A 21,573-nucleotide genomic window follows, 5' to 3' on the forward strand; every position below is an offset into this window, starting at 1 on the left:
ATGAGCTCGCCGCTGCTGTCCCGCCGCGCGCTCCTCGGCGCGTCCGCCGCCGGCCTTGCCGGCATGGCCTTCGCGCAGAGCCCCGGCCCCGCCGAGCTGGCGCAGGCGCTGGCCGGCACGCCGCTTGCACAACTGCCGCCCTCGAGCGGCAAGCGCCAAGTCATCATCGACACCGACCCCGGCCAGGACGACGCCGTCGCGCTGCTGATGGCCATGGCCGCCACCGACCGGCTCGACATCAAGGCGCTGACGGTGAGCGTGGGCAACCTGCCGCTGGCCGTGACCGCAAAGAACGCGCGCATCGTGCGCGACTGGGCCGCCCGGCCCGACATCCCGGTCTATGCCGGCTATCCGCGCCCGCTGGTGCGCGAGCCCATCTTCGCCGACGACGTGCATGGCAAGACCGGCATGGAAGGCCCGACGCTGCACGAGCCGCGCGGCCCGCTGATGCCCACCCACGCGGTGCAGTACATCGTCGAGACGCTGCGCGCCGCGCCGCCGAAGAGCATCACGCTCGTGGGCCTGGGGCCGCTCACCAACTTCGCGGCCGCGCTCAACTCGGCGCCCGACATCAAACCCGCCATTGCAGAGATCGTGGTGATGGACGGCTCCTGGGGCGTGGGCGGCAACATCACGCCCGCCGCCACCTTCAACGTGTATGCAGACCCGGAGGCGGCCTCGATCGTGTTCCGCAGCGGCGTGCCGGTGACTGCCATGTCGCACGACGCGGCCCGCCGTGTGCTGGTGACGCCCGAGCGTATCGCGCCCTTTCGCGCCATGGGCAACAACGCCGGCAAGGTGGTGGCAGACATCTTCGATTCGATGATGGCGTACGGCGTGCGCCGGCGCGGCGTGGCCGTGGGGCCGGTGTACGACCCCTGCGTGATCGCGTACCTGCTGCGGCCCGAGCTGTTCAAGGGCGCCAAGGTGAGCGTGGACGTGGAGACCAAGGGGGAGTTCACGACCGGCGCGACGGTGGTCGATTTTCGCGGCTACAACCGCCGCGCGCCCAATGCGCTGTGGATCGGCGAGGCCGATGCCGAAGGCTTCCACGCGCTGCTGCGCGCGGAGATCGCGCGGCTGCCCTGAACGGGGGACGCCGCGCGGGCCGGCCGGTCAGCCGGCCTTCTCGTCCTCCGCAGGCCAATCGCGGATGTAGGCCTTGAGCATCTTGTTCTCGAAGTTCTGGCTGTCCACCACGGCCTTGGCCACGTCGTAGAAGCTGATCACGCCCATCAGCATGCGCTTGTCCATCACGGGCATGTAGCGCGCGTGGCGCTCCAGCATGATGCGGCGGATTTCGTCGAGGTCGGTTTCCAGGGTGCAGGTGACCGGCGCGTCGTCCATGGCCTTGCGCACGAGCGTGGTGCCGATCTGGCCGCCGTTCTTGACGACGGCAACGATCACTTCGCGAAAGGTGAGCATGCCGACCAGGTCGCCATGCTCCATGACCACCAGCGAACCGATGTCCTTTTCCGCCATGGTGTTGGCGGCTTCTGCCAGCAGGTCGTCTGGCGTGATGGTGAAGAGCGTATTGCCCTTGACGCGAAGGATGTCGCTGACTTTCATCGTTTGCTCCTCTCGGACTTCTATCTCGGCGGCGTGCCGATTTGAATATAGCCCACAATCGACGCCGACCTGAGCGCCCATGTCGCGGACGCATGAATTGCAGACGTAACGGGGCATTGCCAGGAGACAACGCTCAGCCACAGAAAGGCCCTCATGCCCGGTTATTCCGACCCCGGTTTCGACACCCTCGCGCTGCACGCCGGCGCCGCGCCCGACCCCACGACCGGCGCGCGGGCGGTGCCGATCCACCTGACCACCTCCTTCGTCTTCGAGTCGAGCGACCACGCGGCCGCCCTGTTCAACCTGGAGCGCGCGGGCCACGTGTACTCACGCATCAGCAACCCGACCAACGCGGTGCTCGAGCAGCGCGTGTCGGCGCTCGAGGGCGGCATCGGCGCCATCGCCACCGCCAGCGGGCAGGCGGCACTGCACCTGTCGGTGGCCACGCTGATGGGCGCCGGCTCGCACATCGTGGCCAGCACGGCCCTGTACGGCGGCTCGCAGAACCTGCTGCACTACACGATGCGCCGCTTCGGCATCGAGACCACCTTCGTGAAGCCCGGCGACCTCGACGGCTGGCGCGCCGCGGTGCGGCCCGAGACCAAGCTCTTCTTCGGCGAGACGGTGGGCAACCCCGGGCTGGACGTGCTCGACATCCCGGCCGTGGCCGACATCGCGCACGAGGCCGGCGTGCCGCTGCTGGTCGACTCCACGCTCACCTCGCCCTACCTCATCAAGCCCTTCGACTGGGGCGCCGACCTGGTCTACCACTCGGCCACCAAGTTCCTCTCGGGCCACGGCACCGTCATTGGCGGTGTGGTGGTCGACGGCGGCAGCTTCGACTGGGAAAAGTCCGGCAAATTCGCCGAGCTGACGCAGGCCTACGACGGCTTCCACAACATGGTGTTCAGCGAGGAAAGCACCGTCGGCGCCTTCCTGCTGCGCGCGCGCCGCGAGGGCCTGCGCGACTTCGGCGCTTCGATGAGCCCGCACACGGCCTGGCTGATCCTGCAGGGCATCGAGACGCTGCCCCTGCGCATGGAGCGGCACATCGACAACACGCAGAAGGTGGTCGAGTTCCTGTCCACGCACCCGTTCGTGTCGCGCGTGGGACATCCGCTGATCGAATCGCACCCGAGCCACGTGCTCGCGCAGAAGCTGCTTCGCCATGGCGCGCGCGGCGCGGGCGCGGTGTTCAGCTTCGACATCAAGGGCAGCCGCGCGCAGGGCAAGGCCTTCATCGAAGCGCTGAAGCTCTTCAGCCACCTGGCCAACGTGGGCGACTGCCGCAGCCTGGTGATCCACCCCGCGAGCACCACGCACTTCCGCATGACCGACGAGGCGCTGGCCGGTGCAGGCATCTCGCAGGGCACGATCCGCCTGTCGATCGGCCTGGAAGACCCCGCCGACCTGATCGACGACCTGAAGCGCGCCCTGAAGGCCGCGGAAAAGGCGGGTGCCTGACATGAACTACACCGTCAACGGCCACACCGCGTACTGCTACACCGGCGGCAAGCCCTTCGATGCGGTCAAGCCCACGGTCGTCTTCATCCATGGCGTGCTGAACGACCACAGCGTGTGGATCCTGCAGAGCCGCTGGTTCGCCAACCACGGCTGGAACGTGCTCGCGGTCGACCTGCCCGGCCACTGCAAGAGCGAAGGTCCGCCGCCGGCCAGCGTGGAAGAGGCAGCGCAGTTCGTCATTGCGCTGCTCGACGCGGCCGGCGTGCAGAAGGCCGCGCTGGTCGGCCACAGCTTCGGCTCGCTGATCGCGCTGGAAACGGCCTCGCGCGCGCCGGAGCGCATCACCCAGCTCGCGATGGTGGGCACGGCCTACCCGATGGTGGTGTCGCCCGCGCTGCTCGAAAGCTCGGTGAGCGACCCGCAGCGCGCCATCGCCATGGTCAACACCTTCTCGCACTCGCTGCTGGCGCCGCCGCCCTCCTCGCTCGGCCCGGGCACCTGGCTCTACGGCAGCTCGCGCGCGCTGATGCGCCGCGTGCTCGCGAGCAACCGCGAAGCCAACGTGTTCCACATCGGCTTCAAGGCCTGCAACGACTACGCGAACGGCGAGGCCGCCATCGAGAAAGTGCAGTGCCCGGTGCTGTTCCTGCTCGGGGACGCCGACCAGATGACGCCGCCGCGCGCCACCAAGGCGCTGGTGGGCAAGGCGCGCAACGCGAAGGTGGTGACGGTGCACGCGGGCCACTCGCTGATGAGCGAGGCGCCCGACGCGGTGCTGTTCGCGCTGCGCGACTTCCTGAGCGCCTGAGCGCCGGGCGCGCGAGCGCTTATTCCGCCGCGATGCCCGCCCGGTGGGCGAGCGCGCGGTAGCGCGAGATCTCGCCTTCCATCTGCGCGCGGAATGCGGCCGCGCCGATGGCCACCGGCTCCATGCCCTGCGCGCGCAGCTGCGCCTGCAGCGCCGGGTGGCCCATGGTCGCGACCACCGTGCGAGCGAGCTTGTCGATCACGGGCGCCGGCGTGCGCGCCGGGGCGGCAAAGCCGTACCAGGCGTCGAAGGTGGCTTCGGGCAGGCCCTGCTCGGCCAGCGTGCGCACCTCGGGCAGCATGCTGGAGCGCGTCGCGCCCACGATGCCCAGCGCACGCAGCTTGCCCGCGCGCACGTGCGGTGCCACGGCTGCGACGGTATCGATGGCGATCTCGACCTCGCCGCCGATCACCGCCAGCGAACTCTGGCTGCTGCCCTTGTACGGAATGTCCTGCAGCTGGATGCCCGCGGCCAGCGCGAACAGCTCGCCCGACAGGTGAGGCCCCGAGCCGGAGCCAAAGGTGGCGTAGCGGATGCTCTTCGGTTTGGCCTTGGCCGCCGCGATGAGTTCGGGCAGCGATTGCCAGGGCTGGCCCTTGCCCACCACCAGCACCAGCGGCGTGCGCGCCACGATGGCGATGGGCGCCAGGTCGCGCACCGTGTCATAGGGCAGCTTGGCGCGCAGGGCCGGGTTCACGCTGAAGCTGGTCGAGCCCGACAGCAGAAGCGTGTAGCCGTCGGGCGCAGCCTTGGCGACCGCGTCGGTGCCGATGATGGTGGAGGCGCCGGGCTTGTTGTCGATCACGACGGGCTGGCCGAGCTGCTCCGACAGCGTCTGCCCCATGGCGCGTGCGACCAGGTCGGTGCCGCCGCCCGGTGGAAAGGGCACCACCAGCCTGATGGGCCGTTCGGGCCAGGTGCCCTGCGCGAAGGCGGGCGTGTGGAGGCCCGCGACGGCGGAAGCGGAAAGCAGCAGGCCGAAGCGGCGACGGGAGACGGCGTTGTCCATGGTGCGTGTCAGGAGAGAGTGGAAGCGGATTGCGAAAGCCGACCGGCAGCCCACGGCGCGAGGCCCGGCTCGCCCAGGTCCCAGTAGAGGCCGGCCATGATCTGCAGGCCCTCGCGCGCCAGCGGCGCGAGCAGGTGCTCGTTGGGCGCGTGCTGCGCGCAGGCCGGGTACGAGTGCGGCACCCACAGCGTGGGCAGCCCCAGCAGGTCGGCGAAGACGTCGTTGGGCAGCGAGCCGGCGAGGTTGGGCAGCAGGTCGAGCCGCCGGCCGCTGCTTTCCTCGATGGACTTGCGCGCCCAACCCACCCAGGGGTTCTCCACGTCGAGCCGCGTCGCCGCGCCGGTCAGCGTGACCTCCACCTCGACCTGGTCGAAGCCGTGCGCATCGAGGTGCGCGCGAACGATCTTCTGCAGGTCCTGCCACGGCGTGCCGACCACGAAGCGCAGCTGGCAGTGCGCCACGGCCTCGGAGGGAATCGCGTTGACGGGCCGCTGCGGCGAACCCGCGCCGAGCGCCAGCACCTCGATGGTGTTCCAGGCCACCAGCCGCTCCGCCGGGCTCAGGCCGGGTTCGCCCCAGCCCTCGTCGACCTCAGGATCGTCCGCGCCGCCGCCGATGGCGATGCTGGCCAGCGCGTCGCGCACCGCCTGCGTCACCGGCGGCGGACGCAGCGCCTCGACGAGGATGCGTCCGCGCGCATCCACCAGCGAGGCCACCGCATGGCTGATGACCGTGCCCGGATTGACCAGCACGCCGCCCCAGTTGCCCGAGTGGTAGCCGCGCGGCCGGGCGCGCAGCCGCAGGCTGAAGTTGACCGCGCCGCGCGAGCCGAGGAAGAGCGTGGGCCGCTGCGCGCTCACGCGCGGGCCGTCGCTGGCGATGAACAGGTCGGCGCGCAGCTTGTCGCGCTGCTGCTCGCACACCGCATGCAGGCCGGGCGAAGCGGCCTCCTCGCCCATCTCGACCAGCCAGGTCACGTTGTAGCCCAGGCGGCCGCCGCGGACCTCCAGCGCTGCAGCCAGGCCACCGAGGTTGATGCTGTGCTGGCCCTTGTTGTCGGCCGTGCCGCGCCCGTACCAGCGCTCGCCGCGCACCGTGAGCGCCCACGGCGCCAGGCCTTCTTCCCACTGCGCGTCCTGCCCGCTGACCACATCGCCGTGGCCGTAGGTCATCACCGTGGGCAGGGCCGGGTCCTCGATACGGCGCGCGATGAGGAAGGGCCCGCCGCCGGGCACCGGATTGGCGATCACCTCGCAGGCGAAGCCCAGCGCCGCAAGCGGCGACACCAGTTCCTCGCGCAGGTAGGCCTCCAGCGCGGGCGTGGCGGCGCCGGTGTCGCTTTCGGTGCGGAAGGCGACGCGGCGCTGGAGGTCGGCGAAGAAGCCGCCCGCGTCGAAGTAGGCGGCGGCAGCGGCCAGGCTGTCTGTGCGTTGCATGAAGGGGTTCCTTGTCTGTCCATCGGGTGCCGCAAGTACAAGGCCTGCGGGCCAATGCTTCCAGCATCGTTTTGGCAAGCTACCATTGCCTTGAAGGCAATACTCCACACGCCGCCATGACGCTCCCGCTTCTCAGCATCCCGATGCGCCACTTCCTCGAAGTGGCGCGCAGCGGCTCGGTCAATCAGGCCGCAACGCGGCTTTTCGTTGCATCGTCGGCGGTGAGCCGGCAGATCGCCAAGCTCGAAGACAGCCTGGGCACACCGCTGTTCGAGCGGCATGCGCGCGGCATGGCACTGACCGCCGCCGGCGAGCGCCTGGCGGCGCATCTGCGCAATGCGCAGCTCGACATCGAGCAGGTCGTCGAACAGGTACGCGACCTCGGCGGCCAGAGCGCGCGACGCATCCGCATGGCCTGCACCGAAGGCTTCGCGGGGCACTTCATGCCGCTGGTGATGCGCAGCTTCGAGTCGGCGCACCCGGGCTGCCAGCTCGAGCTGCACGTGGGCTCGCCCGACGGCGTGAGCGCGCTGCTGGCGCGCGGTGAGACCGACATCGCGCTCAAATACGTAGTCGCCCCGGAGCCGGGCCTGAAGATCGAGCACTCGGCCACCGCGCCCGTGTATGCCGTGCTGCGGCCCGACCATCCGCTCGCGCGGCAGCGCGTGGTGTCGGTGGCCGATGCGGTGCGCTACCCGCTGGCCGTGGGCGACAAGGGCGTGACCGCGCGCCAGCTGTTCGACCAGGCCTGCAGCCTGCAGGGGCTGCAGTACCACGCGATCTTCGTGAGCAATTTTTCCTCGGTGCTGCTGCCCCTGCTGCGCACGCCCGACGTGATGCTTTCGGGCCATCTCACGGTGATGCACCTGATCGACGCGGGCACCGTGGTAGCCCGGCCCTTCGCGGAAGCGCCGCTACAGCAGCGGCAATTGCAGGTGCTGGCGCTCGAAGGCCGCACGCTGCCGACGCTGGCGCAGGACTTCGTCGAGCACCTGGTAGGCGCGATCACCAGCGCGGGCCGGCGCAAGCTCGGCCGCGCGCGGGCCGCCGCCTGAAGAAGAAGCTCAACCGAGCGCGTTGATGTCCGCCGGGTCGAGCAGCACCTTCGGTGCGCCGTTGCGCGCCACGGCCAGCATCGCGCGGCCGACCTTCTCGGTGGTCGTCACCCGGTTCGGCCACAGGCGATAGGCCAGCCCGAGCACGGGCTTGAGCACGAAGATGGCGGCATCGTAGAGCGGCGTCTTGGAGCGCACGCCATGCATCGGCTGGATCATGCCGGGGCGGAACATGTAGGCCGCCTCGAACGGCAGGCGCAGCAGCGCGTTCTCGGTCGCGCCCTTCACGCGCGCCCACATGCTGCTGCCGCGCTCGCTGCTGTCGGTGCCCGCGCCCGTCACGTAGGTGAAGGTCATGCCCGGGTTGAGCCGCGCGAGCACGGTGGCTGCCGCCAGCGTCAGGTCGTAGGTGATGCGCTTGTACTCGGGCTCCTTCATGCCCACCGACGACACGCCGAGGCAGAAGAAGCAGGCATCGAAGCCCTGCAGCTGCGGCTCGATGTCGCCGTAGTCGTACATGTCCTTGTGGACCAGGTCGCGCAGCTTCGGGTTCTGCTGCCCCGTGGGGTTGCGGCCGACCGCGACGACGCTTTCCACGTCCGCCGCGAGCAGGCACTCGCGCAGCACGCCCTGCCCCACCATGCCGGTGGCGCCGAAGATCAGGACTTTCATGGCAGGCTCCGGTCAGACCGAGAAGACGGCCGGCTTCTTGTTCAGCACGGCGAGCAGCAGGTCGACGTCGAGGCTCGAGGGCTTCGGCGGCTGCAGCGCGGAGAGCATGCGCGACAGCGTCTCGGCATGCGGCAGCAGCGGGCCGAGAAAGCGCGTGCCGTCGGCACCCGCGACCAGCAGGGTCGGGAAGGTCTCGACGTCGAAGGCATCGGCGATGTCGGCGTGATCCTCGATGTCGACCCACGCAAAGCGGAACTGCGGATGCGCGCGCGCCACCTGTTCGAGCAGCGGCCGATAGTCGCGGCAGGTGCCGCACCATTCGGCGCACAGGCACACGACCCACGGCGCATCGCTGGCCGGCTCGGCGGATTCGGGGTTGCTTGGAAGGGCGCTCAAGGCTGATGCGTCGGTGGTGTGATCGGAAGGCCGGGGTGGTACGGCCGGGAGGTCGTGGCTATTATGGACAAAGCCCTCGCCCACGGGACTCGCCGGGGTTCGGGGGCACAGGAGAGTCGCATGATGAACACCTCGGCTGCCACCGGATCTGCCGTCGATCCGCGCCAATTCAAGAGCTTTGCGGAGTTCTATCCCTTCTACCTGAGCGAGCACGCCAACCTCACCTGCCGGCGCCTGCATTTCGCGGGCTCGACCTTGTCGCTGCTTTGCCTTGTGGCGCTGGTGCTCACGCTCAACCCGCTGTGGCTGCTGGCCGGGCTCGTGGCGGGCTATGGCTTCGCCTGGGTCGGGCACTTCGGGTTCGAGAAGAACAAGCCGGCCTCGTTCAAGCGGCCGCTCTATTCGTTCATGGGCGACTGGGCCATGTACCGGGACATCTGGCTGGGGCGGGTAAAAATTATCTAACCTCCTTGCAGGGAGCAAAGCCGGTTCCACGGTGTTCCCGGATCAATCCGGAACGCCACTAGATCAACAGCACGTCCCCCAGCCTCAGGGAGCGCAGCGGACCTTTCTGCCAGAGGTCTTCGAGCGGCTCGGCCTGCGGCATCAGCAGTTCCTTCAGCAGCGGCTCGACCGGCGTCGAGGGGTCCGCGAGCAGCACATAGCGCGGGTCTTCGTTGGCGGGCTCTTCGGCGAGCGGCGCGATCCAGTCGAGCGCCACCAGTGTTTCGAGCACCGGCGCCAGTTGCAGCGCATCGACGCGCATGCGCGTGACCAGTTCGCTCGCGCCCATGCCCTTGGCCGGCATGGCCTGCGCGCGGGCCAGGTGCTGCAGCGTTTCCATGGCCAGCTGCAGCGGCCAGCCCGCGGCGCCGCCGCGCCGCGCCACGCCGGTCAGCAGGCTCGGCAGGTAGGCCGCGATGACCGCCCCGAGCAGCACGATCACCCAGGCCACGTAGATCCACACGAGCAGGATCGGCACCGTGGCGAAGGCCCCGTACAGCACCGAATACGTGGGCACGAGGCTCAGGTAGTAGCCCAGCACGCGCTTGGCGATCTCGATGGCGGCCGCCACGAAGATGCCGCCGGCCCATGCATGCGACCAGCGCACGTTGGTGTTGGGCACGTAGTGGTACAGCGAGGCCATGCCGACCGCCAGCAGCATGAATTCGAAGGTGTCGAAGAACAGCTTGACCATGCCGCGTCCCACCACGCCGCTGGTGGCCGAGACCACGTACGAGGTGGTCGACAGGCTCACTGCGAGGATGATCGGCCCCAGCGTGATGGCCGCCCAGTAGATGAGCACCCGCTGCGCGAACGGCCGCGGCGAGCGCACGCGCCAGATGTTGTTGAGTGTCTTGTCGATCGTGAGGATCAGCGCGATGGCGGTGATCAGCAGCACGACCAGGCCCGCGATGCCCAGGCCGCCGGCCTTGCTCGAGAACTGGTTCAGGTAGCCCAGCACCTGCCGCGCGATGTTGTCGGGAATCAGGCTCTCGATGAGCCAGCGCTGCAGCCGGCCCTGCATCTTCGCGAACATCGGGAAGACGGTGAACAGCGCCAGCGCCACCGTGAAGAACGGCACCATCGCGATGGTGGTCGTGAAGGTCAGGCTGCTGGCCGTGAGGCCGAGCCGGTCTTCGCGAAAACGCTCGCCCAGCACCGCTGCGGTGTTGCCCCACGGAAAGCGCGAAAGATCCCTCCAGAGTTGCCTGCGATTCATGGCGGCTATCATAGGAGTTGAACTCTCCCCCAGTCTCCGCGCACTTCGTGTCGCTGCGCCAACCCCCTCACCGGGGGCGATACCAGCGGCCCGGCAAAGCCGGTTCCGCGGTATCCCGCTCATGAACGCCAAACCGCCGCCGCTCCCGCCCTCCTCCGTTCGCGCCACCCGCTGGGCCGCCGTGGGCAGCCTCGTCGGCCTCATCGTGCTGGGCCTCGCATGGGAGCTGTGGCTGGCGCCGCTGCGCCCAGGCGGCTCGCTGCTGGCACTGAAGGTGCTGCCGCTCGTCATTCCGCTCGCAGGCCTGTGGAAGAACCGCATGTACACCTACCGCTGGGTCAGCCTGATGGTCTGGCTCTATTTCACCGAGGGCGTGGTGCGCGCCTGGAGCGACATCAACGGCGTGGGGCAAGTGCTCGCGCTGGTCGAGGTGCTGCTGTGCCTCGTGCTCTTCGCGGCCTGCGCCTGGCATGTGCGGCTGCGCTTGCGCCACGCCAAAGCTGCTGCCCGTCCACTGGAGACCTCCGCCCAATGACCACTGCCACGCCCCTGATCGAGCAACTGCGCGCCATCGTCGGCGCACCCCACGTGCTGAACGAGGGCGACCTCACCGCCTACGAGCAGGACTGGCGCAAGCGCGCGCGCGGCAAGTCGCTGGCCGTGGTGCGGCCGGCCAATGCACAGCAGGTGGCCGACGTGGTGAAGGCCTGCGCCGCGGCCGGCACTGCGGTCATTCCACAGGGCGGCAACACCGGCCTCGCGGTCGGCTCCATTCCGGACGAGAGCGGCACGCAGGTGGTGCTGAGCCTGCAGCGGCTGAACACGATCCGCGCGATCGACGCGGCCAACCTTACGATGACCGTCGAAGCCGGCTGCATCCTGCAGACGCTGCAGGAAACCGCCGAAAAGCAGGGCTACCTGTTCCCGCTGAGCCTGGCGGCCGAAGGCAGCTGCACCATCGGCGGCAACCTCGCGACCAATGCAGGCGGCACGCAGGTGGTTCGCTACGGCAACACGCGCGAGCTGTGCCTGGGCCTCGAAGTGGTCACGCCGCAGGGCGAGATCTGGGAAGGCACCAGCGGCCTGCGCAAGGACAACACCGGCTACGACCTTCGCGACCTCTTCATCGGCAGCGAAGGCACGCTCGGCATCATCACCGCCGCGACCATGAAGCTCTACCCGCTGCCTGCCGCGCAGCTCACGGCCTGGGCCGCGGTGCCCTCGCTCGACCACGCGGTCACCTTGCTGGGCCTCGCGCACAAGCACCTGGGCCCGGGCCTCACGGGCTTCGAGGTGATGGGCAAGTTTGCGCTGAGCCTGGTCGACAAGCACATGCCGCAGCTGCGCGTGCCGTTCATCAAGGACGATGCCGTGCCGTACTGCGTGCTGCTGGAAAACTCCGACAGCGAATCCGAGGACCACGCACGCGCCCGCTTCGAAGCGCTGCTCGAAACCGCGTTCGAAGACGGCTGCGTGACCGACGCAGTAGTGGCCGAGAACCTCACGCAAGCGCACCAGCTCTGGCACATCCGCGAGAGCATTCCGCTCGCACAGGCCGAGGAAGGCCTGAACATCAAGCACGACATTTCCATTCCCGTGTCACGCATCCCCGCGTTCGTGGCAGAGACCGATGCGCTGCTGGCGCGCGAGATCGCCGGCGTGCGGCTGGTGAACTTCGGCCACCTGGGCGACGGCAACCTGCACTACAACGTGCAGGCGCCGGAGAACATCGACACCAAGGCCTTCCTGAAGAACGAGGAAGAGCGCATCAACACGCTGGTGTACGACGCGGTCGAGAAGTTCGGCGGCTCGTTCTCGGCCGAGCATGGCGTGGGCTCGCTCAAGGTCGACAAGCTGGAAAAGCACAAGTCGCCGGTGGCGCTGGAGATGATGCGGGCGATCAAGCGCGGGCTCGATCCCAAGAACATCCTGAACCCGGGGCGGGTGATCCGGGTCTAGTTCGCGAGGCCGGAGCCGGCAACTCGGTGATACACTCAATAAGAATAATTCTTATTAACTCCCTCCCCCGGGATCACCGAAGCGCAGCACCGGCATCGCCAGTTCGTCGTTCCTTACAGGAGGCGGCGATCTTGCGGGCATGACCAGCGGCCGGTTCCGGGGCCATTGTCGATGCTTGCGAGAAGGCGGCCGGATGCGCGACCTCGTCCAGGAACTTGTAGCTCACTATGCGGACCTGCGCCGACAGCTCACTCGCGACCTGAGAGACCCTCACTACGCGGCCGACATCGCGCAGTCGAGTTTCGAGCGGGTGTACGCACAGGCCACGAAGTCGCGCGGAGTCGCCCGCATCGATGCGGCGCCGGACGACATCAAGGACAACGGTGGCATCGAATCGCCTCGCGCCCTGCTCTTTCGCGTGGCGCGCAACCTGTGCGTCGATGACGCGCGGCGTCGCAAGGTGGCGCAGGACTGGGCCGGTTCGCATGCAGACGCCGGCATGCACCGGACAGTGCAGTCCAGCGAATACGTCGTCGCCCAGCAACGGGTGCTGACGCGGGTGGTCGAAACCATGGAAAAGCTGCCGCCGCGCCGCCGCGAGGTGTTCCTGCTCTTTCGCGCCTACGGCCACACGCGCGCCGAGATCGCGCAGCGGCTCAACATCACCGAGATGGCCGTGGCCAAGCACCTGTTGCGCGCCACCATCGACTGCTCGCGCGTGTTCGCAGAACTGCGCTCCGAGCTGATCGAACCCCAGGTCTTGATGAACCGCCCCGGCTTCGACGCCGCATTGGCCGAAGACTTCTCGTGAACGGCATCGTTGCGGCGAGCGCTCCGCGCGAAAGGCTGATCGAGCGCGCGCTGGCGCTGATCGTGGAAGGCGAAATGGCGCCCGGCGAGGCCGCCGGCAGCGCCCGCCTGGCACTCCATCAATGGCGCGGCAAATCGGCGGAGCATGCCGCGGCCGTCCAGGAAGCGCGCCAGCGCTGGGACGCACTCGGCGGCATGGCGAACGGCCTGCGCGCGCATTTCGAAGAGCCCGGCGGCACGTTGATGGCCCATGCGGGAGCCGCGGCGAAGTCACCGCACCGCCAGCAACGCCGCAAAATGCTGCTCTCGGTGGCGGCCCTGCTGGGCACCGGCCTCGTCGCGGGGCGCGGCGTGCAGTGGTACTGGCAGCAGCCGGTGTCCCTCGCCACCTACCGGACAGCCACCGCGCAGATGCTGAAGGTGACGCTCGCGGACGGCATCCGCGGCGTGCCGGGCAGCCGGCTCGACCTCGCGCCGCAGAGCTCCGTCGAGGTCACCCTGTACCGCAACCGCCGCCTCATCGACATGGCTCGCGGCGAGGTGCGCTTCGAGGTCGCGCCCGACAAGGACCGCCCACTGCACGTGCAAACGCGCGCCGCCGTCATCGAGGTGGTCGGCACCGCGTTCACCGTACGCGACCGCGGCGGGCCGATCACCATAGGCGTGGAGCACGGCCACGTGCGCGTAGGTGTCGCGCCGCACCCCAGGTTCGCCGGGACCGAAGGCGCGGCGATCGACCTGTATGCGGGCGACCGCGTCGAGATCGCCGACGGCCAGGCCGGCCGCGTGCAGCAGGCCGACACGGCCGCACTGTCCGCGTGGCGCGATGGCTGGCTGGTGTTCGAGAACACGCCGCTTGGCGATGCCCTGGCCGCGGTCAACAGCTACCGCACGCGGCCCATCGTCAGCGACAGTCCGCGCATCGATGCGATGCGGCTGTCCGGCCGCTTCCGCGTCAACGACTCCGAAGGGCTGATGGCCGCGCTGCCGACGATCCTGCCGCTCACGGTCGCGCCCCGCCCCGACGGGAGCGTGGCGCTGCTGGCGCGCTGACGAAAAGCCAACGCCCACCGGCCCACGCCCCGGGCACCGCCGAGCGCTTTGCCCACGGGAGCTCATGCGGCAAGGCTCTCCAGGTGGACGCGAGGCCGGTCGTCCGCGATGCGGCCCGCGCGCATGGTGATCACGCGGTCGGCCAGGTGGAAGTAGCGATCGTCGTGCGAGATCACGACCAGCAGGTGCCCCTTGGCGCGCAGCTCGGGCAGCAGCTCGGTATAGAACAGGTGGCGGAAGGTCGGGTCCTGGTCGGCGGCCCATTCGTCGAACACCAGCACCGGCCGCCCTTCCAGGTAGGCGTGCACCAGCGCGAGCCGCTTGCGCTGGCCGGTCGACAGGTCGGTGGTGGTGAAGGCGCCGTCCTTCAGGCTCACCTTGTGGGCGATCTCCAGGCGCTCCAGGTAGGGCAACGCGCGCTGCGGCAGCACCTGCATGCTGGCTTCGCCGTGCGCCTCGCCCTCGCCGGCGGCCAGGTCCTCGAACAAGTAGAAGTCGGAGAACACGGTGGTGAAGAGCTGGCGGTAGTCGTCGCGGCGCTCGGCGTCCACCGCGGCACCGTCGATCGCCACGTGGCCCTCGTGCGGCGCGTACAGGCCCAGCAGCAGCTTGACGAGCGTGGTCTTGCCGGAGCCGTTGTCGCCCACCACGAACACCATCTCGCCGCGGCAAAGCCGCAGGTCGATCGGCCCCAGCGCGAAGGCCTCGCCGCCCTCGGGCGCATCGAACGCGTAGCGCACGCCGCGCAGCACGATCTCGTGTTCGAATTTCAGCTCGCTGCCGGTGCGGCCGACGTGCAGGTGCGGCTCCGGCGTGGCAAAGCGCGCCGACAGGTCGGCAATGCGCCGGAACGCGACCCGCGCGCGCCCCACGGCAGGCAGCGCGCCCGCGATCTGGTCCATCGGCCCCTTGAGGAACAGCAGCACCAGCACGAAGCCGCTGAGCACCGCGGGCTCGGTCGGCCGGAATGAGGCCCAGCCCAGAATCAGCGCAATCAGCAGGAAGAACAGGCCCGAGCCGAATGCGGTGGCCATGACGAAGGTGTTGATCGCGCGCCCGTTGACCGCGCGGATGTTGTCGACGATGCGCTCGATCTGCCCGCCGAACATGCGCTGGCGGCGCGCGCGGTGCATGCGCAGCTCCTTGGCGCCCTCGCTGATCGCGCGATAGGCCTTGTGCAGCTGGTCTTCATGCTCGCGCGCCTTCCAGAAGCCGTTCACGCCGCGGATCTGCGCCATGGCCTGCACCATCGCACCGATCGCCAGCGCCACCACCAGCACGCCGAACAGCGGCAGCGACAGGTAGGCCAGGTAGGCCAGGCAGCCGAGTGCCGTGACGCAGGCGATCAGCGTGGCGGCGAGCGCGAACGCCACGTCGCTGACCATGTCCACGTCCTGCGACAGCACCGGCATCAGCCGGTGGGTGCGGTAGCGCTCCAGGGCATCGATGGGCGCCGAGAGAATCTTCTGCGCCAGGCTCTTGCGGACCAGCGCGACCACCCGCTGGCCGACGAAGTTGGTCGAGACATCGGACACCATGCGCCCGAACAGCGCCGCCGCGCACAGCCCGATGAAGGTCAGCAGCAGGCCGCCAGAGAGGCCGCCCTGCCGGTTGAGCACCTGGTTGATGGTGCCCAGCAGCGCGACCGTGGCCGCGCCCGCGCCGATGCCGGTGACCGCCGACAGCAGCATCCACGGCAGGAACGGCTTGAGCAGGCGTGCGAACTCGCCGTCGGAACCAGGGGCTGTTGTCATGCAAGAACTCTTTCCGCCCTCGGGCGACTGGGGCCCGGCGGCGCGGACAAGCCTTGCCGCCGGACGCGAACGTAATGGCGGCCCGCCGCGCCGGCAGAGCTGCGGACGGCAGCGGACTGCCTGTACCCCACTTGACGGGCGGCCCGCGCAAATGTTCACGCAGCAGTTCGAACACGGTGCGCATGAACACCTGCGCCGCCCAACCGTCCTAGCTTCATGCGCCCTGCAAAACGCCGCACCGCCGGTGCCCCCTCCTGCCCGACGGCCCCATGATCGCCCTGCTGGAGCCCTTGTTCCAGGGCGACCTGGCGCCGCACGGCGAGGCATTGCAGTGCGCGCCGCAGCCGCCCGCGGGCGCGCTGCACGTCGTCGATCTGGTGCGCTCGCACGGGCTGCTGGGCCACGTGCTGCGCCTGCACGCATCGCACCTCGGGGTCGAAGGCGAAGACCTGCGCGCCGTGGCGTCGTCCTGGAGCATGGCCTATCTCGGCATGCTGCTGCCACCCGTCGCGGCTGCCGCCAGCGTGCTGCAGCATGGCTTTCCCGTGGCCGCGGAGCAGGTATGGGTGCGCCTCGGCCCGCACGCCCGGCCGCTGAGCTTCCACATCCGCGAACTGGGCCGGCCGCAGCGCGGCGCGACCACCGAGGAACGCTACTCGGCGCTGCTGTGGCGGCACCTGGAGCCGCTGTTCTCGGCGCTGTGCCACCTGACAGGCATTCCGTCCAAGATCCTGTGGGGCAACGCGGCACGCAACCTCGAGCCGGTGCTCGAGCAGGCGCTTGCGCTGACCGGCGGATCGCCGCCGATCGCCCGCGACAGGCAACGGCTGCTGCACGACGCCGCCTGGCCGGCATGGACCAATCCCCTGCCCGGCCCGCAGCGCGAAGTCCGCGTGCGCCTCGAAGGCCGCGACCGGACAGTGAAGCTGCACCGCCAGTGCTGCCTTTTTCACCTGCTGCCCCGCGAAGGCCATTGCGGCGCCTGCCCGCTGTCGCCTGCGCACCGCTGACATCCCGCCCCCACTTCTTCCACCCACTACCGAGCGCATCACCATGTCCAAGGCAAGACTCGTCTACATCATGTCCCTGAGGAATGCGGCAGCCGACCAGGCCGGCCAGTACATCGACTACAAGGGCGGGCAGCGCTACATGAAGTCGCCGCTGGAGTACCTGGCCGGGGCACTCGACCGCACACCGCTGGGCGATGCCTACTCGCTGGAGGCCGTGTTGTTCGACGACGACGAGGGCTCGCCGCGCGACCGCGAGGTGCTGCAGGCGTACGGCTTCGGCTTCGATCCCGCCCGCCGCTGGATCCACCCGGGCGAGCTGCAGGTGCAGGGCCGCCGCGTCAACGACATGTTCCACAACGTGCCCTCGACCTACCGGCGGCTGCCGCTGGACGCGGCCGCCGAACGCGCCGCCGGCAAGAAGGAGTTCGAGCAGCGCCTGCTCGAACGGCTGCACGCGCTGGAGGCCGACCTCGTGGTGCTCGACGGCCTGCTGGTGATCCTCGACCGGCTGGCCCGGCCGGAAAGCCCGTTCTTCCGCCGGATCGTGAACATCCACCCGGGCATCACGCGGCTGGAGTCGCCCTTCGAGCGCCGCGGCGCCTGGGCCACGCTGGACGCGCTGTATGGCGCCCGCGGCCAGCGGGTGGTCGACTGGCAAACGCGCGAGACGGTCGCGGTCGAGCCGGTGCGCAAGACCGGCGCCTCCTTCCATTACGTGGACACCGGCATCGACTCGGGCGAAGTCATCTTCGACGTGCTGGGCACCGACATCGACCCCGAGGACACCATCCTCGAGCTGCGCTGGAACAACTTCAACCACAGCCTCTTTCCCGCGCTCCACCAGGGCCTGGCCCTGATGGCCGAGACGGTGGACGCGTGAACATCGCGCGCCCGCCGAGCGTCCTGTCTTCTTTCACACCGCCCTCCACCACAGGAGTTGATTTCAATGTCACACGTCCATGATCTGGTCGGGATCGGGTTCGGCCCGTCCAACGTCGCCCTGGCCATCGCACTCGAGGAAAAGCGCCACGCCGGCCGGCCGTTCGACACGCTCTTCATCGAAAAGCAGCTGAGCTTCGCCTGGCATCCGCACATGCTGCTGGACCAGGCGCACATGCAGATCTCCTTCATGAAGGACCTGGCGACGCTGCGCAACCCGACCAGCCGCTTCACCTTCATCAACTACCTGCACGAGAAAGGCCGGCTGACCGACTTCGTCAACCTGAAGAGCTTCTTCCCCAGCCGGCACGAGTTCAACGACTACCTCTCGTGGGCCGCCGAACAGTTCGAGGACGCCTGCGCCTACGGCGAGGAAGTGTTCGAGGTGCTGCCCGAGGAAAGGGGCGGCGAGGTGGAGCTGCTGCGCGTGCGCTCGCGCAACCACGCGGGCAAGCTGGTCGAGCGGCTCGCGCGCAACCTCGTGGTCGGCATCGGCGGCGCGGCGAACATCCCCGACGGCTTCCGCGCGCTGCGCAGCGACCCGCGCGTCTTCCATTCGAGCAGCTACCTGCAGGACATCGCGCAGCTGCCGGATGCGCGCCGCATCGCCGTGGTAGGCGCGGGACAGAGCGCGGCCGAGATCTTCATGGACCTGCAGGGCCGCCCCGGCGCGCCGCAGGTCGACCTCATCACGCGTGCCCGCTCGATCCGCCCGGCGGACGACAGCCCCTTCGTGAACGAGATCTTCAACGCCGAGTTCACCGACTACACCTTCAGCCGCTCGGAGGAAGAGCGCGCCGCGCTGCTCGACGAGTTCTGGCACACCAACTACGCGGTGGCCGACCTGGAGTTGATCCAGCAGATCTACAAGGCCTTCTACCAGCAGCGAGTGACCGGTGGCAACCGCCTGCGCTTCCTGCGCCGGCACGACATCCGCAGCGCCACGGCCGACGGCCAGGGCGTGCACCTCGTGCTGTGGGACCGGAACGCCCAGCGCGAGCACACGGTGCGCTACGACGCCGTGGTGCTCGCCACCGGCTATGTGCGCGAGCACCACAAGGCGCTGCTCGCGCCGCTGGCGGGCTACCTCGGCGACTACACGGTCGACCGCCACTACCGCGTGCAGGCCGCGCCCGGCTTCCGTCCGGCCATCTACCTGCAGGGCGCCTGCGAGGACTCGCACGGCCTGAGCGATACCCTGCTGTCGGTCACATCGGTGCGTACCGGTGAAATCGGCAGCGCCCTGCTGGCCGCGCCGGCCGGCACGCCGCTCCACCTGAGGCCGGAACCCGAGGCGGTCCAGACCTGAATCTCGGGGTCGCCGGACCGCGACGGCGAAAAAAGTCTTAGGACATGGTGTCTCTGTTTGATGAGTTCGAACGTCTTACTCATAGATGCGCCAGAGACCGGAAATCGGGCCGGCCCCCGCACCTGAATGTGAATGCGTCGTAATTCAAAAAACTGGAGTTGTTCTGCCATGCGTCCCCTGCCTCGCCAACATCTGCTGAACGCCGCGCTTGCCGCGGCGTTCGGTTCCGTTCTCACCGTCTGGGCCCCTGTAGCTTCAGCACAGGCTTCCGGCCAGGCCGCGGCACAGGTGTTCGAGGTGAAGGTGCCATCGCAGGCGCTCGGCGCGGCGCTCAACGAGTTCTCGCGCCAGACCGGCGTGCAGGTATTCGCCGCCGGCGAAGTGGTCGCAGGCACCAGCTCGCACGCCGTGGAAGGCAAGCTCACGGTCGACCAGGCCCTGCGCCAGATGCTCGCGGGCACTTCACTGGAAGCCACGCGCACCGCCAGCGGCGGCCTCGCCATCCGCCGCGCCGCCGACGCTCCCAACTCGCAGGGCACCCTGCCTGCGGTGCAGGTGGTGGCCAACGCCGAGGAATCGCCCACCGGCCCGGTTTCCGGCTATGCGGCCCGCCGCAGCAGCACGGCCACCAAGACCGACACGCCGCTCATCGAGGTGCCGCAGTCGATCTCCGTCATCGGCCGCGAGGAAATGGATGCGCGCGGCGTACAGGACGTCATGGAGGCCATCCGCTACACGCCGGGCGTCACGACGAACACCTACGGCCCCGACAACCGCGGCTGGGAATACATCCTGCTGCGGGGCTTCAGCACCTCTTCCAACGGTGTCTACAGGGACGGGCTCGCGCAGCCGGCGTTCGGCCCCACCTACTACCTGACCGAGCCCTACGCGCTGGAGCGCGTGGAGGTATTGCGCGGCCCTTCGTCGATGGTGTTCGGCCAGGGAGACGCCGGTGGCATCGTCAACCGCGTGAGCAAGCAGCCGACCGGCGAGCGGATCCGCGAGATCGAAGTGCAGTACGGCAGCTACCAGCGCAAGCAACTGGCATTCGACCTCGGCGACAGGATCGGCAACACCGACCTGAGCTATCGCGTGGTCGGGGTGGGCCTCGACAGCAACGACCAGGACAAGTATCCCGACGGCCGCAAGCTGAACCGCACACGCAGCTACATTGCGCCGTCGGTGCGCTGGCAACCCAATTCGACGACCTCGCTGACCGTCTTCGGGGAGTTTCTCAAGAACAACACGGCCGAAGACCCGTACTACCTCACCCAGGACTACGTTCTCTATCCGGTGAAGGTGGGCGACTACAGCTTCGGCCGGCTCAAGCAGTCGCAGAGCGCCATCGGCTACCGTTTCGAAACGGCCCTGAACGACACCTGGACGCTGCGCCAGAACTTCCGCTACAGCCAGATCGCCCTGGACAGGCGAGCAGTCTGGGCCGGCTCGCTCGGAAACGACAGACACACGCTCTCCCGCGTTGCCAGGACCTGGAACGACCCCGTGGACCTGGCCACGCTGGACACCAGCGTGCAGGGCAAGCTGCAGTACGGCTCCGTCCAGCACACGGTGCTGCTGGGCGTCGACTACAGCGACCAGAAAGGCAAGCAGCGGCGCTTCCGCGGCGCGGCGCCGACCCTGGACATCTGGGCGCCCGTCTACGGCCAGGCCGTGGCGATGCCCACCATCCCGATGACCGACCTGGCCCAATCGACGCGCCAGACCGGCTTCTACGCCCAGGACCAGATCAAGTTCGGCGACAACTGGATCGTCACGCTCGGGGGCCGCCACGACGAAGTGCGCCAGCTCACCGACAACTACCTGGCCAGGAGCCATACCCGGCGATCGGACAGTGCGTTCAGTGGCCGGGCAGGCATCAGCTACCTGTTCGGCAACGGCTGGGCTCCCTACATGAGCTACACCACGTCCTTCCTGCCCAACAGCGGCGTCGACGCGAACAACCAACCCTTCAAGCCCAGCAGCGGCAAGCAGGTCGAGGTCGGCGTCAAGTTCCAGCCCGCGGGCTCGCGCACCTCGTATACCGCGGCAGTCTTCGACCTGCGCAAGACCAACGTGGTCACCTACGACCCGACGACCTCCGAGGGGCGCCAGATCGGCAAGCAGCGCTCCCGCGGCCTCGAGCTGGAAGCCAAGGGCGAGCTCGCACCGGGCCTGAACATCTCCGCCGCCTACACCTGGCTGGACATGAAGGTGCTCAACAGCGCCGATGCGGACGAAATCGGCAAGATCCCGCCGCTCGTGCCCAAGCAGACCGCCTCGGTGTGGCTCGACTACACCATGGGCAACGGCCTGGGGTTCGGCGGTGGCGTGCGCTACATCGGCAAGCGCCAGAACGACGAGCACAACACCACGTACGAACGCGGCGTGACGCTCCTCGATGCGGCCGCGCACTACGAACGCGGCCCGTGGCGCTTCGCGCTCAACATCTCCAACCTGGCGAACAAGCAGTACAACTCGATCTGCTACCACGGACAGTGCTACCAGGGCACTCTCCGCACGGCGACCCTGACCGCCCGGTACAAGTTCTGATCCGATGCCTCTCCCCCGCGTGAAAGCGGGGGAGGCTTCGTCATCTTTCGCTCGCCA

General features: G+C 68.8%; 20 protein-coding genes. 13 read left to right on the plus strand and 7 right to left on the minus strand.

The window, feature by feature from the left end; all coding sequences use genetic code 11:
- Positions 1-1,089, plus strand: coding sequence for a nucleoside hydrolase (locus tag ACCD11_RS15135; RefSeq protein WP_413314487.1), 1,089 nt, complete (start codon positions 1-3; stop codon positions 1,087-1,089).
- 27 nt (positions 1,090-1,116) lie between these two features.
- Here ACCD11_RS15135 and ACCD11_RS15140 read toward each other — a convergent pair whose 3' ends face one another.
- On the minus strand, positions 1,117-1,569 hold the full coding sequence (locus ACCD11_RS15140) for a CBS domain-containing protein (protein ID WP_007835053.1): 453 nt from the start codon (positions 1,567-1,569) through the stop codon (positions 1,117-1,119).
- Between the two features lie 153 nt (positions 1,570-1,722).
- Between ACCD11_RS15140 and ACCD11_RS15145 the strand changes: the two genes are divergently transcribed.
- Together ACCD11_RS15145 and ACCD11_RS15150 are read left to right on the plus strand one after the other, a co-directional pair.
- Positions 1,723-3,033, plus strand: coding sequence for an O-acetylhomoserine aminocarboxypropyltransferase (locus ACCD11_RS15145; protein ID WP_413314488.1), 1,311 nt, complete (start codon positions 1,723-1,725; stop codon positions 3,031-3,033).
- A gap of 1 nt (position 3,034) precedes the next feature.
- Positions 3,035-3,841, plus strand: a complete 807-nt coding sequence (locus ACCD11_RS15150; RefSeq protein ID WP_413314489.1) for an alpha/beta fold hydrolase — start codon at positions 3,035-3,037, stop codon at positions 3,839-3,841.
- Positions 3,842-3,860: 19 nt separating this feature from the next.
- Here ACCD11_RS15150 and ACCD11_RS15155 read toward each other — a convergent pair whose 3' ends face one another.
- Positions 3,861-4,850, minus strand: a complete 990-nt coding sequence (locus ACCD11_RS15155) for a Bug family tripartite tricarboxylate transporter substrate binding protein (RefSeq protein WP_413314490.1) — start codon at positions 4,848-4,850, stop codon at positions 3,861-3,863.
- 8 nt (positions 4,851-4,858) lie between these two features.
- On the minus strand, positions 4,859-6,286 hold the full coding sequence (locus ACCD11_RS15160) for a M20 family metallopeptidase (protein WP_413314491.1): 1,428 nt from the start codon (positions 6,284-6,286) through the stop codon (positions 4,859-4,861).
- Positions 6,287-6,402: 116 nt separating this feature from the next.
- Here ACCD11_RS15160 and ACCD11_RS15165 point away from each other — a divergent pair, with 116 nt between their 5' ends.
- Positions 6,403-7,341: a LysR family transcriptional regulator gene (locus tag ACCD11_RS15165; protein WP_413314492.1), complete on the plus strand. Its 939-nt coding sequence runs from the start codon at positions 6,403-6,405 to the stop codon at positions 7,339-7,341.
- Between the two features lie 9 nt (positions 7,342-7,350).
- On the opposite strand, the gene ACCD11_RS15170 is transcribed toward ACCD11_RS15165, so the two are convergent.
- Positions 7,351-8,013 carry an NmrA family NAD(P)-binding protein gene (locus tag ACCD11_RS15170; RefSeq protein ID WP_413314493.1) on the minus strand — a complete coding sequence of 221 codons (663 nt, stop codon included), beginning with the start codon at positions 8,011-8,013 and terminating at the stop codon, positions 7,351-7,353.
- Between the two features lie 12 nt (positions 8,014-8,025).
- The gene (locus ACCD11_RS15175) at positions 8,026-8,409 is read right to left on the minus strand and encodes a thioredoxin family protein (RefSeq protein WP_007835043.1); all 384 of its coding nucleotides are present in this window, start codon (positions 8,407-8,409) and stop codon (positions 8,026-8,028) included.
- Between the two features lie 123 nt (positions 8,410-8,532).
- On the opposite strand from ACCD11_RS15175, the gene ACCD11_RS15180 reads away from it, so the two are divergent.
- Positions 8,533-8,874, plus strand: a complete 342-nt coding sequence (locus ACCD11_RS15180; RefSeq protein ID WP_413314505.1) for an Mpo1-like protein — start codon at positions 8,533-8,535, stop codon at positions 8,872-8,874.
- A 58-nt stretch (positions 8,875-8,932) separates the two neighbouring features.
- On the opposite strand, the gene ACCD11_RS15185 is transcribed toward ACCD11_RS15180, so the two are convergent.
- The gene (locus ACCD11_RS15185; protein WP_007835041.1) at positions 8,933-10,144 is read right to left on the minus strand and encodes a YihY family inner membrane protein; all 1,212 of its coding nucleotides are present in this window, start codon (positions 10,142-10,144) and stop codon (positions 8,933-8,935) included.
- Between the two features lie 109 nt (positions 10,145-10,253).
- Here ACCD11_RS15185 and ACCD11_RS15190 point away from each other — a divergent pair, with 109 nt between their 5' ends.
- The 4 genes from ACCD11_RS15190 to ACCD11_RS15205 all read left to right on the plus strand — a co-directional run bounded on the left by ACCD11_RS15190 (position 10,254) and on the right by ACCD11_RS15205 (position 13,954).
- The gene (locus ACCD11_RS15190; protein WP_413314494.1) at positions 10,254-10,667 is read left to right on the plus strand and encodes a DUF2069 domain-containing protein; all 414 of its coding nucleotides are present in this window, start codon (positions 10,254-10,256) and stop codon (positions 10,665-10,667) included.
- Positions 10,664-12,091, plus strand: coding sequence for an FAD-binding oxidoreductase (locus tag ACCD11_RS15195; protein ID WP_007835039.1), 1,428 nt, complete (start codon positions 10,664-10,666; stop codon positions 12,089-12,091). The genes ACCD11_RS15190 and ACCD11_RS15195 overlap by 4 nt, the downstream gene beginning before the upstream one ends.
- A 193-nt stretch (positions 12,092-12,284) precedes the next feature.
- Complete coding sequence (locus ACCD11_RS15200; RefSeq protein ID WP_007835037.1) at positions 12,285-12,902, plus strand: RNA polymerase sigma factor; 618 nt, start codon at positions 12,285-12,287, stop codon at positions 12,900-12,902.
- The gene (locus tag ACCD11_RS15205) at positions 12,899-13,954 is read left to right on the plus strand and encodes a FecR family protein (protein ID WP_413314495.1); all 1,056 of its coding nucleotides are present in this window, start codon (positions 12,899-12,901) and stop codon (positions 13,952-13,954) included. Before ACCD11_RS15200 ends, ACCD11_RS15205 begins: the two co-directional genes overlap by 4 nt.
- A 62-nt stretch (positions 13,955-14,016) precedes the next feature.
- Here the strand turns inward: ACCD11_RS15205 and ACCD11_RS15210 are convergent, their stop codons facing one another.
- Positions 14,017-15,708 (minus strand): cyclic peptide export ABC transporter, encoded by a 1,692-nt coding sequence (locus tag ACCD11_RS15210; RefSeq protein ID WP_413314496.1) that lies wholly within the window; start codon positions 15,706-15,708, stop codon positions 14,017-14,019.
- Between the two features lie 269 nt (positions 15,709-15,977).
- On the opposite strand from ACCD11_RS15210, the gene fhuF reads away from it, so the two are divergent.
- The 4 genes from fhuF (at position 15,978) to ACCD11_RS15230 (ending at position 21,516) form a co-directional block, all read left to right on the plus strand.
- Entirely contained in the window at positions 15,978-16,718 is a 741-nt protein-coding gene (fhuF, locus tag ACCD11_RS15215) for a siderophore-iron reductase FhuF (protein WP_413314497.1), read from the plus strand.
- A 43-nt stretch (positions 16,719-16,761) separates the two neighbouring features.
- Positions 16,762-17,598: a formyltransferase family protein gene (locus ACCD11_RS15220; RefSeq protein WP_413314498.1), complete on the plus strand. Its 837-nt coding sequence runs from the start codon at positions 16,762-16,764 to the stop codon at positions 17,596-17,598.
- A gap of 66 nt (positions 17,599-17,664) precedes the next feature.
- Positions 17,665-18,966, plus strand: a complete 1,302-nt coding sequence (locus ACCD11_RS15225; protein WP_413314499.1) for a lysine N(6)-hydroxylase/L-ornithine N(5)-oxygenase family protein — start codon at positions 17,665-17,667, stop codon at positions 18,964-18,966.
- 168 nt (positions 18,967-19,134) lie between these two features.
- Complete coding sequence (locus ACCD11_RS15230; RefSeq protein WP_413314500.1) at positions 19,135-21,516, plus strand: TonB-dependent siderophore receptor; 2,382 nt, start codon at positions 19,135-19,137, stop codon at positions 21,514-21,516.
- Positions 21,517-21,573: the final 57 nt, after the last annotated feature.

The organism is Variovorax sp. Varisp36 (assembly GCF_047304235.1).
GTDB lineage: Bacteria > Pseudomonadota > Gammaproteobacteria > Burkholderiales > Burkholderiaceae_C > Variovorax.

Bases quoted from the DNA above. Each gene is read 5' to 3' on its own strand.
- ACCD11_RS15220 (WP_413314498.1), top strand. From the start codon at position 16,762: ATGTCCAAGGCAAGACTCGTCTACATCATGTCCCTGAGGAATGCGGCA.
- ACCD11_RS15155 (WP_413314490.1), bottom strand. From the start codon at position 4,850: ATGGACAACGCCGTCTCCCGTCGCCGCTTCGGCCTGCTGCTTTCCGCT.
- ACCD11_RS15140 (WP_007835053.1), bottom strand. From the start codon at position 1,569: ATGAAAGTCAGCGACATCCTTCGCGTCAAGGGCAATACGCTCTTCACC.
- ACCD11_RS15230 (WP_413314500.1), top strand. From the start codon at position 19,135: ATGCGTCCCCTGCCTCGCCAACATCTGCTGAACGCCGCGCTTGCCGCG.
- ACCD11_RS15135 (WP_413314487.1), top strand. From the start codon at position 1: ATGAGCTCGCCGCTGCTGTCCCGCCGCGCGCTCCTCGGCGCGTCCGCC.
- ACCD11_RS15145 (WP_413314488.1), top strand. From the start codon at position 1,723: ATGCCCGGTTATTCCGACCCCGGTTTCGACACCCTCGCGCTGCACGCC.
- ACCD11_RS15185 (WP_007835041.1), bottom strand. From the start codon at position 10,144: ATGATAGCCGCCATGAATCGCAGGCAACTCTGGAGGGATCTTTCGCGC.
- ACCD11_RS15160 (WP_413314491.1), bottom strand. From the start codon at position 6,286: ATGCAACGCACAGACAGCCTGGCCGCTGCCGCCGCCTACTTCGACGCG.
- ACCD11_RS15210 (WP_413314496.1), bottom strand. From the start codon at position 15,708: ATGACAACAGCCCCTGGTTCCGACGGCGAGTTCGCACGCCTGCTCAAG.
- ACCD11_RS15170 (WP_413314493.1), bottom strand. From the start codon at position 8,013: ATGAAAGTCCTGATCTTCGGCGCCACCGGCATGGTGGGGCAGGGCGTG.
- ACCD11_RS15180 (WP_413314505.1), top strand. From the start codon at position 8,533: ATGAACACCTCGGCTGCCACCGGATCTGCCGTCGATCCGCGCCAATTC.
- ACCD11_RS15225 (WP_413314499.1), top strand. From the start codon at position 17,665: ATGTCACACGTCCATGATCTGGTCGGGATCGGGTTCGGCCCGTCCAAC.
- ACCD11_RS15200 (WP_007835037.1), top strand. From the start codon at position 12,285: ATGCGCGACCTCGTCCAGGAACTTGTAGCTCACTATGCGGACCTGCGC.
- ACCD11_RS15150 (WP_413314489.1), top strand. From the start codon at position 3,035: ATGAACTACACCGTCAACGGCCACACCGCGTACTGCTACACCGGCGGC.
- ACCD11_RS15165 (WP_413314492.1), top strand. From the start codon at position 6,403: ATGACGCTCCCGCTTCTCAGCATCCCGATGCGCCACTTCCTCGAAGTG.
- fhuF (WP_413314497.1), top strand. From the start codon at position 15,978: ATGATCGCCCTGCTGGAGCCCTTGTTCCAGGGCGACCTGGCGCCGCAC.
- ACCD11_RS15190 (WP_413314494.1), top strand. From the start codon at position 10,254: ATGAACGCCAAACCGCCGCCGCTCCCGCCCTCCTCCGTTCGCGCCACC.
- ACCD11_RS15195 (WP_007835039.1), top strand. From the start codon at position 10,664: ATGACCACTGCCACGCCCCTGATCGAGCAACTGCGCGCCATCGTCGGC.